This is a genomic window from methane-oxidizing endosymbiont of Gigantopelta aegis (assembly GCF_016097405.1).
GTDB lineage: Bacteria > Pseudomonadota > Gammaproteobacteria > Methylococcales > Methylomonadaceae > Methylomarinum.
Genome location: NZ_JAEHGD010000001.1, coordinates 1,131,958 through 1,146,235 on the forward strand (window position 1 = coordinate 1,131,958; position 14,278 = coordinate 1,146,235).

16 protein-coding genes and 2 pseudogenes are annotated in these 14,278 nt (G+C 44.8%); 3 read left to right on the forward strand and 15 right to left on the reverse strand.

Going from position 1 to position 14,278, the window contains the following annotated elements; genetic code table 11:
- Positions 1-28: 28 nt before the first annotated feature.
- From JEU20_RS05660 to modA, 14 genes and pseudogenes are all read right to left on the reverse strand, one after another.
- Positions 29-1,390, reverse strand: coding sequence for an ATP-binding protein (locus JEU20_RS05660; RefSeq protein WP_198244095.1), 1,362 nt, complete (start codon positions 1,388-1,390; stop codon positions 29-31).
- A 247-nt stretch (positions 1,391-1,637) separates the two neighbouring features.
- Positions 1,638-2,228: a protein-methionine-sulfoxide reductase heme-binding subunit MsrQ gene (locus JEU20_RS05665; RefSeq protein WP_198245908.1), complete on the reverse strand. Its 591-nt coding sequence runs from the start codon at positions 2,226-2,228 to the stop codon at positions 1,638-1,640.
- Complete coding sequence (gene msrP / locus JEU20_RS05670) at positions 2,228-3,172, reverse strand: protein-methionine-sulfoxide reductase catalytic subunit MsrP (RefSeq protein WP_198244097.1); 945 nt, start codon at positions 3,170-3,172, stop codon at positions 2,228-2,230. The genes JEU20_RS05665 and msrP overlap by 1 nt, the downstream gene beginning before the upstream one ends.
- A gap of 66 nt (positions 3,173-3,238) precedes the next feature.
- Complete coding sequence (locus JEU20_RS05675) at positions 3,239-3,916, reverse strand: cation transporting ATPase C-terminal domain-containing protein (protein ID WP_198244099.1); 678 nt, start codon at positions 3,914-3,916, stop codon at positions 3,239-3,241.
- Positions 3,901-4,650, reverse strand: a pseudogene (locus tag JEU20_RS05680) (IS5 family transposase). Before JEU20_RS05680 ends, JEU20_RS05675 begins: the two are co-directional and overlap by 16 nt.
- An 87-nt stretch (positions 4,651-4,737) precedes the next feature.
- Positions 4,738-6,263: pseudogene (locus JEU20_RS05685) on the reverse strand (HAD-IC family P-type ATPase); the annotation flags it as partial.
- A 32-nt stretch (positions 6,264-6,295) separates the two neighbouring features.
- Positions 6,296-6,739, reverse strand: coding sequence for a transposase (locus JEU20_RS05690; protein ID WP_245395120.1), 444 nt, complete (start codon positions 6,737-6,739; stop codon positions 6,296-6,298).
- A gap of 11 nt (positions 6,740-6,750) precedes the next feature.
- The gene (locus JEU20_RS05695; RefSeq protein ID WP_198244101.1) at positions 6,751-7,032 is read right to left on the reverse strand and encodes a hypothetical protein; all 282 of its coding nucleotides are present in this window, start codon (positions 7,030-7,032) and stop codon (positions 6,751-6,753) included.
- Positions 7,005-7,322 carry a hypothetical protein gene (locus JEU20_RS05700; RefSeq protein WP_198244103.1) on the reverse strand — a complete coding sequence of 106 codons (318 nt, stop codon included), beginning with the start codon at positions 7,320-7,322 and terminating at the stop codon, positions 7,005-7,007. The genes JEU20_RS05695 and JEU20_RS05700 overlap by 28 nt, the downstream gene beginning before the upstream one ends.
- Before the next feature lie 5 nt (positions 7,323-7,327).
- The gene (locus JEU20_RS05705) at positions 7,328-7,672 is read right to left on the reverse strand and encodes a cation-transporting P-type ATPase (protein WP_198244105.1); all 345 of its coding nucleotides are present in this window, start codon (positions 7,670-7,672) and stop codon (positions 7,328-7,330) included.
- Between the two features lie 56 nt (positions 7,673-7,728).
- Positions 7,729-9,297 carry a bifunctional aminoglycoside phosphotransferase/ATP-binding protein gene (locus JEU20_RS05710; RefSeq protein WP_198244107.1) on the reverse strand — a complete coding sequence of 523 codons (1,569 nt, stop codon included), beginning with the start codon at positions 9,295-9,297 and terminating at the stop codon, positions 7,729-7,731.
- 24 nt (positions 9,298-9,321) lie between these two features.
- Positions 9,322-10,431, reverse strand: coding sequence for an ABC transporter ATP-binding protein (locus JEU20_RS05715; RefSeq protein WP_245395121.1), 1,110 nt, complete (start codon positions 10,429-10,431; stop codon positions 9,322-9,324).
- The gene (modB, locus tag JEU20_RS05720; RefSeq protein ID WP_198244111.1) at positions 10,412-11,080 is read right to left on the reverse strand and encodes a molybdate ABC transporter permease subunit; all 669 of its coding nucleotides are present in this window, start codon (positions 11,078-11,080) and stop codon (positions 10,412-10,414) included. Before modB ends, JEU20_RS05715 begins: the two co-directional genes overlap by 20 nt.
- Complete coding sequence (gene modA / locus JEU20_RS05725; protein ID WP_198244113.1) at positions 11,080-11,841, reverse strand: molybdate ABC transporter substrate-binding protein; 762 nt, start codon at positions 11,839-11,841, stop codon at positions 11,080-11,082. The genes modB and modA overlap by 1 nt, the downstream gene beginning before the upstream one ends.
- Before the next feature lie 260 nt (positions 11,842-12,101).
- On the opposite strand from modA, the gene JEU20_RS05730 reads away from it, so the two are divergent.
- Both JEU20_RS05730 and JEU20_RS05735 read left to right on the forward strand, forming a co-directional pair.
- Entirely contained in the window at positions 12,102-12,392 is a 291-nt protein-coding gene (locus JEU20_RS05730) for a DsrH/TusB family sulfur metabolism protein (RefSeq protein WP_198244115.1), read from the forward strand.
- Between the two features lie 10 nt (positions 12,393-12,402).
- Complete coding sequence (locus JEU20_RS05735; RefSeq protein WP_198244117.1) at positions 12,403-12,843, forward strand: DciA family protein; 441 nt, start codon at positions 12,403-12,405, stop codon at positions 12,841-12,843.
- A gap of 265 nt (positions 12,844-13,108) precedes the next feature.
- Here the strand turns inward: JEU20_RS05735 and JEU20_RS05740 are convergent, their stop codons facing one another.
- Positions 13,109-13,282: a hypothetical protein gene (locus tag JEU20_RS05740; protein ID WP_198244119.1), complete on the reverse strand. Its 174-nt coding sequence runs from the start codon at positions 13,280-13,282 to the stop codon at positions 13,109-13,111.
- A gap of 88 nt (positions 13,283-13,370) precedes the next feature.
- Here JEU20_RS05740 and JEU20_RS05745 point away from each other — a divergent pair, with 88 nt between their 5' ends.
- Positions 13,371-14,234 (forward strand): DUF5655 domain-containing protein, encoded by an 864-nt coding sequence (locus JEU20_RS05745; protein ID WP_198244121.1) that lies wholly within the window; start codon positions 13,371-13,373, stop codon positions 14,232-14,234.
- Positions 14,235-14,278 lie beyond the last annotated feature (44 nt).

Genomic DNA, 14,278 nt, shown 5'->3' on the forward strand with positions numbered 1-14,278 from the left:
TCACGGATTCAGGTTAGAACTTAATATTTCAAACTTCATCATGATACGATGGCGTAATCAGCGGTAAAAAAATCTCAACTTGGGCACCACCTGATTCTAAATTGGAAAAGACAATTTCGCCACCGAGTCGCTTGATGGTGGAAAAGGTCAATAAAAGCCCTACGCCCATTCCTTTCTTTTTACTTTTGACCGGCTGATTACCCAACATTTTCAATTGTTCAGGCGGGATACCCGGCCCAAAATCCCGTATCGTAATATGTAATCTTTCTTGCGTCCAACTGGCATGAAACTCAATACCTTTGTCCTCTGCAGTTACCTCTGCGGCATTATTAAGAATATTAATAATAGCATGGGTCTGAGTGATTTCTGCGACAATTTGAGCATTAGAAACCGCTGCAGAAGCCGGGTCTATAAATAACCGTAATGTCGTTTTAGCATTATCAGCCCGCCACAGATTAAGCAATTCATCCAAATATTCGCTCACTGGCATAATATTGCCTGATTCTGCCCGCATTTTTCCAGCAGAAACACTCATCAATGCCAACGCTTCTTTGCATCGTGTGATCTGCTCATCCATGATTTTTAGTTTTTGATAGGCATCTGGAAAACGATGCTCAGGAAAGTCGTGCTGTAATTCATGCGATAAAATGGCAATTGTTCCTAAAGGCGTACCCATATCATGCGCGGCACTCGCGGCTAAAGTACCTAAAGAAACCACTTTTTCATTGCGCAAGGCTTGTTCACGCGCCTCTGCCAAATTACGCTCTCTCTCCTTCAGTGAACGGGATAACTCAATCACAAAAAATGCCACCAACCCCGCACTGAAAACAAATCCAAACCACATACCAAAAATATGCAGATTAAAATTATGCCGATCCCGGATTAAATGAAGCTGATGATTAACTTCTGGCGTCATCAGCGCTGGATCTGGCATATGTGGCTCAATCGCGGGTAGTGGAATATTGAATCCGATCAAAATAGTGTAGATACAGGCCGTTAAAATCACCATATTCCAGGTGTACGTCTGTGGCAACATAATACCGGTAACAATTACCGGCAACAGAAATACCCAAATAATCGGATTGGAAGCCCCTCCGGTTAAATACAACATGGAAGCCATTGCAATCACATCAATCACCAGTTGGGAGAAAATCTCCAACTCCGTGACAGGCTCTTGCGTTTGCAGGCGCATCCAGGTGTATAAGTTGACTGCGGCAATCGCAAAAATAACCAACCACAGTTGATCCTGTGGCAGTTTTATACCGAGTCCCGATGTCACAATAAACATCAGGAAGATTGTGGCGAAAATAATCAAATTGCGTAAAACAAACAGCCATTTAAGATTTTCACGAATCGATATTTCTGATTTAGGTAAAACTTGAGCGAGCATAAATATTATCGAGACAAAATTAAATAAGAGAGCAGTGTAACGCTTGAGTGTATTGATATGAAAGTATCTATCGAAAGCCTGCGACAATATGCCACATTTTCATTTTCTATAAGCGTTGCTATTATTAACCTAACTTAAGGTCATACAGCTAAAAGTTGCGTTATATTCTTCCTAAATACTATTCAAGGCGGTTTTTTTAAACCGCCTTTTTTTTGTCTTTTAATTTCCCTGCCACCAACATAAAATCTCAAGCGTTACGTTTCGGTTGTATTCGGGTAACAAGTAAAATAAAAATAACTGCTGCATAAATTAAGGGTTGCCTCAGATCTGATTTGACCAGCATGAAATAATGCAGAAGCGCCAATACAGCCGCAGGATAGATCAATTTATGTACTGTTTTCCAATATCGACCCAGACGTTTTTGCATATTAACGCTCGACGTTAGCGCCAGTGGCAATAACAAACAATACGTTGCCAGCCCCAATAATAAATACGGTGTTTCTGTCACTTCCTGACGAAAATAATGCCAGGAAAATTCAATATCCAGCCACAAAAACACCAGCAGATGCAAACTGGCATAAAAAAATGCAAACAACCCCATCATGCGCCGGAAACGCAGCGGCCAACGCTGACCACTCAGGCGGCGCAATGGCGTCAGCGCCAATGTTAAACATAAAAAGCGCAAGGCCCAGCGACCCAGGGTAAGATGCATGGTTTCGACTGGATTGGCGCCCAACCCATCATTCACGCCATCGATGACAAGCTGGGCCAACGGCCACAGCGACACAAAGAAAATAATAGCTTTAATCGCGCGCCAGTGCGTTTTTTTAAGTCGCATCAAATGTATTTGCTTAAATCCATACCTTTATAAAGAGGTGCGACATATTCGGCATAACCATTAAACATCTCAGTATCCCGCTTTGATGCAAACAGCCCCGCCCCCAGAATTCTTTCCCGCGCCTGGCTCCAGCGCGGATGTGGTACATTCGGATTGACGTTAGCATAAAAGCCATATTCATCCGGCGCAGCTTTATTCCATGCCGTTTGCGGCATGGTTTCGGTAAAGCGTATTTTGACGATGGCCTTGATACTCTTAAAACCATATTTCCAGGGCACAACCAGACGCAGTGGCGCACCATTCTGTTTAGGCAGTTCATCATCATACATTCCGGTGGCAATAAAGCTCAATGGATGCATGGCTTCGTCAATTCTAAGTCCTTCTGTATAAGGCCAGTCCAGTGATTTATTGCGTTGTCCCGGCATATTTTCAGGCTGATAAACGGTGGTGAACTCAACAAATTTCGCCCGTGATGTCGGCTTAAATGCCTTCAGCATATCAGCGAGCGGAAAACCGATCCACGGTACCACCATCGACCAGGCTTCGACACAGCGAAAACGGTAGATTCTTTCCTGCAAGGGGTTTTGCTTGAGAATATCTTCCAGATGATAAACACCGGGCTTGTCCACTTCGCCACTGACCTCAACCTGCCAAGGCTTCGTCTTCAGCGCCTGCGCCAATACGGTCGAGCCGGTTTTGTTGGTCGTGAATTCGTAATAATTAGTGTAATGAGTGACATCTTCATAATCGGTCACCGGAAAGTCACCCGAATAGGGACCGACCGGCACCGTTTCAAATGGTTTTTTTTCAGCATTCGCCGCCGTCGGTAAAAATGCAGCGGCAGTAAAACCTAAAGAAGCTTTGATGATTTTGCGGCGGGCCTGAAATATTTCTCTTGGTGTAATTTCAGAATTCTTGATTGATGCGAGGCGAAACAAAGACATAAATACTCTCTCCCTGAAAAGAATTAAACGCTAAAAGGCTGGACTTCTTAATATTTTTTACACGGCTTATTTAAAAACTTCCGGATTTTTTTGCTTTGACTGACCTGTTTTAGCATGTCGTTGTTCCAACCACAAACGTAATCTTTTATCCAAAGCGATAACCATATGAATGGTAAACCCTACAATAATGATAGGTAACCAATCATTCAGGCCAATCGGTGCAGTATGAAATAATTGGTTCATTATCGGCAAATAGGTAAATGCCAAACTCGCCATGATCATAGAAAATATACCTGTCCAAACCCATCGGTTACTAAACAATCCTAAGCTGAACATGGACAGCCGTAATGAACGACAATTCAGTAAATAGAAAGATTCACCGACAGCAAAGACATTGACTGCAATGGTGCGTGCCCGTTCTTCACTGGCTCCGTGCTGAAGTGCCCATTCAAATAAACCGAAAGCCCCTGCAAGCAACATTGAACCGACTAAAAGAATACGAAATATGAGTTCCCCATTCAAAATGGGCGCAGAAGTAGGGCGCGGTGGCCTGGCCATAAGGCCGGGTTCGCGTGGTTCAAAAGCTAACGTCAAACCTAAAAATAATGCGGCAGTCATATTTATCCACAGTGCTTGCACCGGCAGTACGGGTAACATTTCGCCCATGAGTACAGCAACGATGATGACCAACCCTTCACCCAGATTAGTGGCTAGGGGCTGTTGCCATTTCACATAGGTAACCATAAAAAGGCGCAAGCCAGAGCGATAGAGCCTTCAAAATTTCGTTTGAGTTTGTCATATCGCGTGGCGATCGCTCTGAAATGCTTAAGTCTTGCAAACACATTTTCAACGAGATGGCGATATTTGTAGAGACACCAATCCATTTCATCATTTCCCCGAGTTGAATTCTTTTTCTTGGGATAACAGGAACAGCCCCTTTGTCTTTAATTTGAAGACGTAATGCTTCACTGTCATAGCCTCTGTCAGCAACTATATAGTCACCTTTTGGGAGCTCTGCAACTAATTTCGGTGCTTCTTTACAGTCATGAACTTCGCCGCCTGTCACTGAGAAATGAATAGGAAGACCACAGGCATCAACGGCCATATGAATTTTACTGGTGTTCCCGGCGACAGATTTCCCTATCGCTGTTTCTTGTTCACAGGCCGCACCACTACTATGCTGATGTGCTTTCACAATACTCCCATCAATAAATTCCCATTCCAGGTCTGGGTCAACAACCAGGGCGTTAAAAATACCCATCAGTTTTTCTTTACGAGACCAGTCATTGAATCGTTTATATACCGCATTCCAATTACCAAAAGCCGTGGGTAAATCTCTCCAGGGACAACCTACTCGCAAGCGATAAAAAAATACCTTCGACTGTTTTTCGAAGACAAGGTTTGTCATAAATTCCCATTTTCAACATAATTATCTTCAGTTTCTCCCAAAGTTCATCCGTAAGCATTTGTCGGGGCATAGTTTGCTTGTTTTTGAGTCAAAATAAACAATCTATGTGGCGGAGTTATTGAATTTCAAGGGGGATTTTCAAAACGGCAACAGCCCCTAATATAAAACTGATGAATTTTATTAAATTATCCAATACGCCACGACCTTCCTCTACAGCCGCTTCAATGCTGGCAAAGTTATCATCCGTCAATACCATATCGGCAGCTTCTTTGGCGACTTCGGTACCGGTAATCCCCATCGCAATGCCTATATCGGCCTTACGCACTGCTGGGGCATCGTTAACACCATCACCCGTCATTGCCGTCACCTCGCCACTTGCCTGCAGGGCTTCGACCAGACGTAATTTTTGTTCGGGCGTGACTCGGGCAAAAACAGCGGTTTTTTCCACAGCCTGTGTTAATTCAGCACCGCTCATCGCTTCAAGTTCTGTACCGGTATGTACTGTTGTTTCCCCATCAGCCGCTTTGCTTAAACCTATTTTCTCAGCAATTGCAGCAGCCGTTAGCGCATGATCGCCCGTAATCATTTTGACCTGTATCCCCGCCGACCGGCAGGCGGCTATGGCTGGAATAACTTCTTCACGAGGCGGGTCAATCATGGCTTGCAAGCCAAAAAATTGCATACCGTTAGCAACATTATCGTGATCAATATGCTGAGTGTCTGTAGATACCGGCAACCGCGCAAACGCTAAAACTCGAAGGCCTCGACTCGCCATATCTTCGACCTGTGCCATTATTTCTGCCGGTTGCAGTGGAGTGGGAGAGCCCTTTTCGTCTAATACTGTATTACAACGCTGTAGAACACTCTCCACAGAGCCTTTTAAATAGATAATATTGTCTCCACCCGCCGCATTGGAATGCAACGTTGCCATATACTGATACTGAGACTCAAAAGGAATCGCATCCAACCGTGGCATTTGTTTTAATAATGCAGCCTGTTCCAACCCTACTTTACGCGCAGAAACCAGCAATGCGCCCTCAGTGGGGTCTCCTGCAATTACCCAGCCCTGTTCGCTTTGTTTTAATGTGGCATCATTACACAATAAACCTGCCAACAAGCACTCCCGCAAACTGGGCTTTGTGTTGATTTCAACTGTTTTACCATTCTGGGTGATACGACCTTCGGGAACATAGCCAATACCTTGGACGACAAAATGTTCCTGACCTGCCCAAACGTGTTGCACCGTCATTTCGTTACGGGTCAGCGTACCTGTTTTGTCGGAACAAATGACGGTTGTGCTGCCTAAGATTTCCACTGCGGGTAGATGACGAATAATCGCATTGCGTTTAGCCATCCTCGATACCCCAATCGCCAGGGTAATGGTCATGACTGCAGGGAGTCCTTCGGGGATCATGGCGACCGACAAGGAAACACTGGCCATAAACAGGCTTTCCCAGGATTCGCCGTGTGCCAATCCCACAAAAAAGTCAGCGTCGCTAGCCCAAGAATAACAAATAACAGAATATGACTGAATTTCGCTATCTTACGTGTCAACGGTGTCGCCAGAACTTCAGCGTTACTGATCAATTCAGAGATACGACCAATTTCTGTTTTGTCACCCGTTGCCACAACAACAGCTTTCCCCGTGCCATAAGTGACCAGAGCTGATGAATACAACATATTGCAAGCGCCAACTTAAGCCCCCAACCACTTGATTAAACACGACTTACGCCCAGCTCTCTGCATTGTCGAATCATTCCCAAAATCGGTTCAGGTAGACTCTGCAACGAACGTTTTCTCGGGCGTTCGCTAACGCTTTTCAAATAATCACGCTGAAAGCGTTCTTGCTTCGGAAAACAGGCGTTCAATCCTGATTTAATGTCCTCAGCAATCGTTTTATACAAACGCCAGGGTGTCAATGCACGCGGCCCATCCATTTTCGTCAAGGCCTTGGTAAAACACCGCTGCGCGATCTTTTCCGTAACCACCGCATACAGAAGTTTGCCCTGTAAATACAATTCGGCCAATTGACTGTCTTTACGGGCACGTAATTGATTGATCGCCAACAGGCTTTTCAGCCGTTTGATCACCAATTCCACCTGCCAGCGTACACGATAGAGCGCGGCAGCCGTTTCGGTGCTGAGCAACTCGACCGGCACGGACGTTAAAATTAAGACCCATTCACTGAGATAGAGCGTTTTTCCTGGGCTGTACGTCCTTTGTTCTGCGCTCTGAGTTTCGCTTTACGCCGGGCTTGCGCCGCTTTTTCGGCAGGTAACGGAACCGCATGTACCGTGCAGGCGATTCGTTTAGTATCATGGCACAAATAAACCGGAATAGCCCCCGCTTGTTTCCCGAGACGTTGTAATTTCGTTTCCCAGTCAATTTTTATCATTTTGCCGTGCTCGTCAAGCTCGTATAAATTCATGCTGTGTGCGTTATAGCGCAGCACAATATCGCCACCTCGGTCAATAAAGGCACCAACGACTTCGGTTGATTGTAGCCACGATCAATCAACACGACATCGCCCGATTCCAGCACATAATGGTCAAGGCTTTCGCCAATCTTGTCCGTACTGACTTCAACCTGGCGCAATGTCAGTGAAATCAAATCTATCGCGATATGTAGCCGATACGTGGTTTCTGTCGCACCGGGTTCCTGCACGGTCGAGCCATCAATAATAACGAAGCTTAATGAACCACTGTCAACCACCTGATGCAACCCAAATACGCCCGATAGCAAGGATTTTACCCAAGGAACGCAGGCCGCCACGCTTTACCTTCCTGCACAAATCCGATAATAGCGTTTAATAAAACCACGCCGAATATCACGCCAGCAGCAACCCAGTCACCCAAGTATATTTTGACACCGATGGCGACCAACAAAATATAAACCAGTGCCTGATGGAATTGCAGTAAAAAACGCAGTACCGGCCCTTTGCCCTTTTTTAGGGTTAGTATATTGCTGCCAAACTTTTCTCTGCGCTTTTCAGTCTCAGCCTGATCCAGTCCGGTATCGGCGTGAACATCCAGAAACTCGGTCACTTCAGCTTCAGGGAAATGGTGCCAGTGTTTCTTTAACAGTTCTGTCATTGTTTTCCTATCATGGCGTGGTGATTGTGTTGACAGCCCGGATACGATCTAGCGCACTATTTCTCCAGTATCAAGCACTGTTCCAATTGTTTTTTAAAAGTAGAAAACACAAAGCGCTTTTCAGCATCGATTTTACAGGTAAATTTTTGTTCATATCGATCCAGAGGGTCATGGTTTTTTAACTGATAATCCAGAACCGAGCTATCGGCTTCCGACACTTCAGCCTGGTTTTGACAACGTTTTTCAATGCGCGCTCTCAAAATATCTTCCGCAACCACAAAATCAATAATAATCCACTGACATGAACTGCGCTGTCCTATTTCGTAAAACTTTCGCCGCTGACGCCTGGATAGAAAAGTGGCATCGACAATCACATGATAACCACTTTGCAACACCACCTCCGCCAACGCTTTTAATCTATCATACGTTAACTCGGTCGCCTGCTTGCTATACACATTTTGGCCGATAGCTGAATGTGTTTTTTGCTGTTTTTTGACACCAAACAAACGTTTACGTTCAACATCGGAACGTAAACGTATTGCCGGCAGGTTTTCCAGAATAATCTGCGTAATCGTGGACTTACCCGAAGCCGAAAAACCGTGACAGAGTAACAACACAGGTTGTTGTGGTTTGATATAGCTCTCGGCAAGATCAAGATAGGCCCGATATTCCCGCTGCAAGGCTTCCCGTAACGGTGTCGAAACATCTGACTGCCTGGCACGCAAAGCCGCCACCATGGCCCGGACGATCGCCCGATAGACCAGATAATAGCGCAATAATTTCAAGCCGGCATAATCGCCAGTCTGCTCCAGATAGGCATTGAGAAAACGATACGCTTTTGGCTGAAGATTCCGATACTGCAAATCCATCATCAAAAAAGCAATCTCGCTGATAACATCTATCCAGCGCAGTGATTCACTGAACTCAATTCCATCGAAAATCAGAATGTCATCGTCAACCAACGCAATATTGCCAAGATGTAAATCTCCATGACATTCACGCACAAAGCCCTGATCATGCCTTTGTTGAAAATCGGCTTTATGCGAGTCGAATCTATCGTTTATCCATCGATAGATTTTTTCAACCCGCAACCGATCATTCTGGTCACTTACATTGCGCAACAAACACTCGAAGGTATCCTGTGTAGCGTGATGCGCCTGTTCTGGCGTTCCCCATATTGTTTGAGCCGAAGACCTGTCGATGCGTTGATGAAAGTCCGCAAGGATTTCCGCCAGCCTGTCGATATGCCTACACTTAAGCTGATTCTGCTCCACCACATGCGTCAATTCCGACTGTGCCGGAAACTGTTTCATCTTTACCGCATAATCAATAACCGCACCATTACCGCCTAATACTGGCTTCTCCACGCTTCCGGTAATCGGCACAACATCAAGATAAATTGTCGGTGCCAATCGCGAATTTAAGCGCAATTCCTCCTGACAATAAAAATGACGTTTTTCCAACGTAGAAAAATCAAGAAAACCAAGATTCACTGGCTTTTTGATTTTATAGGCATATTTTCCTGTCAGCAAAACCCAGGAAATATGTGTTTCAACTCGCTCAACCGCCTCAGCTTCGCCTGACAACTTGATAGCCTGTATTAAATTAGCAATATAATCTTTCATAGCATGATCAAAAATAGTGACGCCTCAACCCTTACCTGGCATCAAATGAATATGCTGAGCCAATACCGAAAAACCGATGGCTTCGCCTGGTCTCAAGCGGTTGCGTTGGGCGACGTGGAGCGGCACATTGATACTCAGCTTGCACAAGGGTGTTTGATCGACAGTGACGCAGATATGCGCTTGGCCGTTGATTTCAAAATATTCAACAATCCGGCCTGACAATGGGTTCTCTTTTTCACCTCGCGAAGGCCTATCGCGACGGTGTAATAAAATGCCCGATGCGGGAATCATCCAATACACTTTGCCACCAACCGGCCAGTCCGGTTGCGCTTGCGCGTACAAAACGATGCCGTGCCAATTGAGAGTAGTTTGGTTCGGCGCCTGTTCAATAACACACCCTTCAAATACATTTTGCTGATCCATCAATCGAGCAATGGTGACGGTTTGTGGTCGTTTGAGCAAAGTTTCCGGTGCGCCGGTTTGCAACACCTCACCTCTATGTAACAGGGCGATTTTATCGGCTAGCAACGCCGATTCTTCCAAGTCGTGGGTCACTAGAATAATCGGAATTGCCAACGATTGTCTCAGCAACAATAACTCCCGGTACAATTTCCGCCGGGTTACTTGATCCACTGCCGAAAACGGCTCATCCAATAATAAAACCGCAGGCTTTCGGGCCAAGGCGCGCGCAACGGCGACACGTTGTTTCTGACCACCGGATAATTGCTTGGGATAACGTTTTTCAAGACCCGCCAAATGCACCTGCGCCAATAATGTCATGACTTCCCGAGACTGCTCGACCTTAGATTGCTTCGGCAATGCCAACCGGATATTGTCAAATACGGTTAAATGCGGAAACAGGGCGTATTGTTGGAAAACCAGTCCAACATGGCGACGGTGAGCCGGTAAAAAACGTTTTCCATCCTGCCAGATTTCGCCATTACATTCAATCTGGCCATTCTTGGCTCGATATAAACCGGCGATGGCGCGGAGAACGGTGGTTTTGCCACTGCCGGAAGGGCCAGTTAAGGCTAATAATTCGCCGGGTTTGCAGGTTAATTTTACCTGTAATGGAATCGGTTGTTGCTGCGACAATGAAACAGAAATACCCGTCTTAGACATAGCGTTTTTCACTACGTGCGCTTAACCAAAAACTCAGACTGAGAGTCAACATGGAAAAAATCAATAGCGTCAATGCCATCACCGAAGCAGCCGGCCGATCAAAAAGTTGCATTTTTTCATAAATAGCAATCGCCAAAGTTTGAGTTTCGCCAGGAATATTACCGCCAACCATCAACACGATACCAAATTCGCCCAAGGTATGTGCAAAGGTCATAATCAACCCCATCAGAATACCAGGCCAAGCTAAAGGTAATTCTATTTTCCATAACACCCGCCAGTGATTCAGTCCACAACACTGTGCCGCTTCTCGAATTTCAACCGGAATGGCACTAAAAGCACGCTGCATGGGTTGAATGGCGAATGGTAAATTAAAAATAACCGAGGCTAGCACTAGCCCTTCAAAACTGAAAATCAAGCGTAGATCGAAACTGTCGGCCAACCACTTGCCAAGCCCATGATCGGGATTGAAACTGACCAACAAATAATAGCCCAGTACCGTTGGTGGCAACACTAAAGGTAAAGTAATCAAGCTTTGCAGCAGAAAACGTCCTGGAAAACGCCGATTGGCCAACAAACGCCCGATCAAAATACCCACCGGTAACAAAATCAACACGGTAACCAAACTGAGCTTAATGGAAAGATTGAATGCCAGCCAATCCATTATCGCGCCGCCTTTTCAACGTTAAACCCGTGTTGTCGTAACAGGGTTTGGCTGACTTCGCTGCGTAAAAAACGATAAAACTGCGTGGCTACATCACCGGCAGAAGACAACAGGGCAACCGTTTGCGGTAAATCCGGCTGTAATGTGGGTGCTAATAACACAGTATGGACGCGGGTTTTCAAAGCCGGGTTCAATGCCAGACTATAAGGTACCAAACCGGCCTGTGCTGCACCTGACACAATAAAATGTACGGTTTGCGCGGCATTTTCAGCATGAATCAAGTGCTCTTTTATCTGTGGCCAATCCTGTAAACCCTGCAAAATAGCTAAAGCCGCCTCACCAAAAGGCGCATAGTCTGGATTTGCAATCACAATATGCCGAACTTGGCCACTTCGACTCGCTTGTCCTAACCCATGCAGATGAGAGTCTATTGCTGACGGGACTAAATTTGATAGCATCAAGGCCAGTTGTCCGTAAGCCAAAACCTGTTTTTTACGAACCCTCTTTGCCGACAAAGATTCGATATAATCTGGGTTGGCGGAAATAAACAATTCAAAGGGCGCGCCCTGTCTGATCTGTTGCGCTAACACACCGGAAGCCGCATAACTGATACGTAATTTATATCCCGTTTCCTGCTCAAAATGTTGTTTGAGCGGCTGCATCACCCACCTGAAATTAGAGGCAACCGCAATCAATGGTGGTGCTTCAGCCTGCGCTAGCAGCGTCACTGTTAAAAGTATGCAAAAGATGATGGACTTCATCGCCATAAATAAAAACCGGCAAAACCTGCCTTTAAAACACACACTGTCACAAAAAAACAACAGATAATTGAATTTTTTTAAATTGATAAATCAATATGTTAAGACACATCCTTGCGATTAAACATAAAAATATTGTGTTTTTATACCAACAACCCTTGGCAACACACAATAATTGGCCTAGGATTAACTTGTTTTTTATGGGCTTAGCGCAGAGTTGTCATGTAAGCCTATAATATTTAACTTATGCCGAGGTGCTTGTCATGCTTCATATCATCAGCCAATTTCCCATCAACCCTTCCGAACTTGAAAAAACAGTTGAGGGTGACACGGTCATCTTTACCGAGAATGCGGTCTATTCAATCAAGCAGGACAATACTACACTGAAATGGATACAAGCGACATTGAAGCATGTGAATATTTGTGTCAGAAAAGCCGATTTGATGATTCGCAATATTGATATCAGTGAATTGATCACAGGTGTCGCCATTCTGGAGGATTTCGATTGGCCCATGCTGGAATCCCAGGAAGCGGTGGTACGCTCCTGGAATTAACGCTTAATTCATGAAAAAACCCTTTAAACCAGCGGGTCGCTTTCCTGTACTGGCCCGCTATCAGCAGGTTATCAATCAACAACAACGCTTATTGATTCAAATCAAATCGATTCTGCCAGAAAACCTGGCCGAGCATGTGCAATACTGTGTGGTATCCGGTAAAAAACTGGTGCTCTACACCGAATCGGCCATTTGGTCATCACAGTTACGTTTTTATCAGCAGGCTATTTTACATAAAGCGATTGAAGCTGACTGGCCACAATTACAACGTGTTCAAATCAAGGTCATCCCTGAGCGCGTGGTTCCACGTTCAACCCGAAAACCACGACTGCCGTCCCCTGAAAATATCGCCCTCATTCAGCAAACCGCACAAAATCAAAAAGACAAAAAACTTAAACATGCCTTAGCCCGGCTAGGCGAAACCCTGGCGAAAAAAAATTGTCTTCGCTGATGGTACGCAGTGACTCTTCCCTCACTCCACGTAAGAACCCATATAGACACTTCAGACCACTACAGCATTTTACTTAAAGGCGCAAGGCCTTGAAATATTCTATTAAGCCTGACAGTGTTAGGCAGCATCATCTTCAGTCTTGGTATTTGGCGATTTCAAATTCAGTAAGGATGACGTTCAGAGGGACAATCACAGCTTGGTTGGGAACCAGTGTAACTCTAATCAAGCCTCAAACGCACGGCTTTAACATCCTAAGGCCACTCCCTTAATGTAAACGATGCAGGACATCACGCTTGCGGAAAAACCATAATTCAAAGACCCGACCCCGTTGTTCCACTTTCTCAGCAATTTTTCGATCTAGCAATGCGGATAAATAAATATTCCACCCAGATTGCGGAGATTTAACTATACTTTTCGAAGGATTTAAATTTTTTTGCATAAGATTATCTTATTGCGCTAGACAGAATTCTGTCTAGCACTTTATTATCTGATTCAATATAGTTAACTGTTAGCACCATAAGGAAACCATGAAGCACATCAAACTCAAAACTATAAACCTGAAAAACCACCCCACATTAAATGAGAGGTGGTTACAGGATATTATTGCTGATGATCCTTCTATCCTTGGCATTGGCGATGTCATTTTAAAAGATAAAGAGCGTATTCATGTTGGCGCTGGTCGCCTTGACTTGCTATTGCAAGATGCCGATGGTCATGGAAGATACGAGGTAGAAATACAGCTAGGTGCTACAGATGAATCTCACATCATTAGAACTATAGAGTATTGGGATATCGAAAGAAGGAAATACCCTCAATACGACCATACCGCAGTTATTATTGCAGAAGATATTACAAGCAGATTTCTTAATGTTATCGGGCTGTTTAATGGTTTTATCCCAATAATGGCCATTCAAGCAACTGCTATCGAAACACCTGAAGGTATTGGGCTTCAATTCACAAAAGTCCTGGACACGGTCAAACTTGGTTACATAGATGAAGATGAAGAAACCTCTGAACCAACTGACAGAAACTATTGGGAAAAAAGAGGCACAAAGAAAACTGTAGCATTGGCAGATAAAATACTTGAAATAACCAAATCATTTTTACCAGCGGTAGAGTTCAGCTACAACAAATATTATATCGGATTCTGGGTAGCAGGTAGAGCATGTAATTTTGCTGTATGCCGCCCACAGAAAAGTGCGTTACGCCTTGAAATACGGCTGCCTCAAACGGAAGAAACAGAAGAAATAATTTCCAATTCTGAACTTGATGTCCTTGATTATGATAAACGCTGGGGAAGTTACAGGCTCAAGCTCTCCGAGAAAGATATTTCAGAAAAGGAAGAAACACTAAGAGCATTACTGCAACAGGCTTATGAATTACGCAAATAGCGCTAACAAGCGGGTCAACAAGGACTGGCAACTACGCTGCGCTT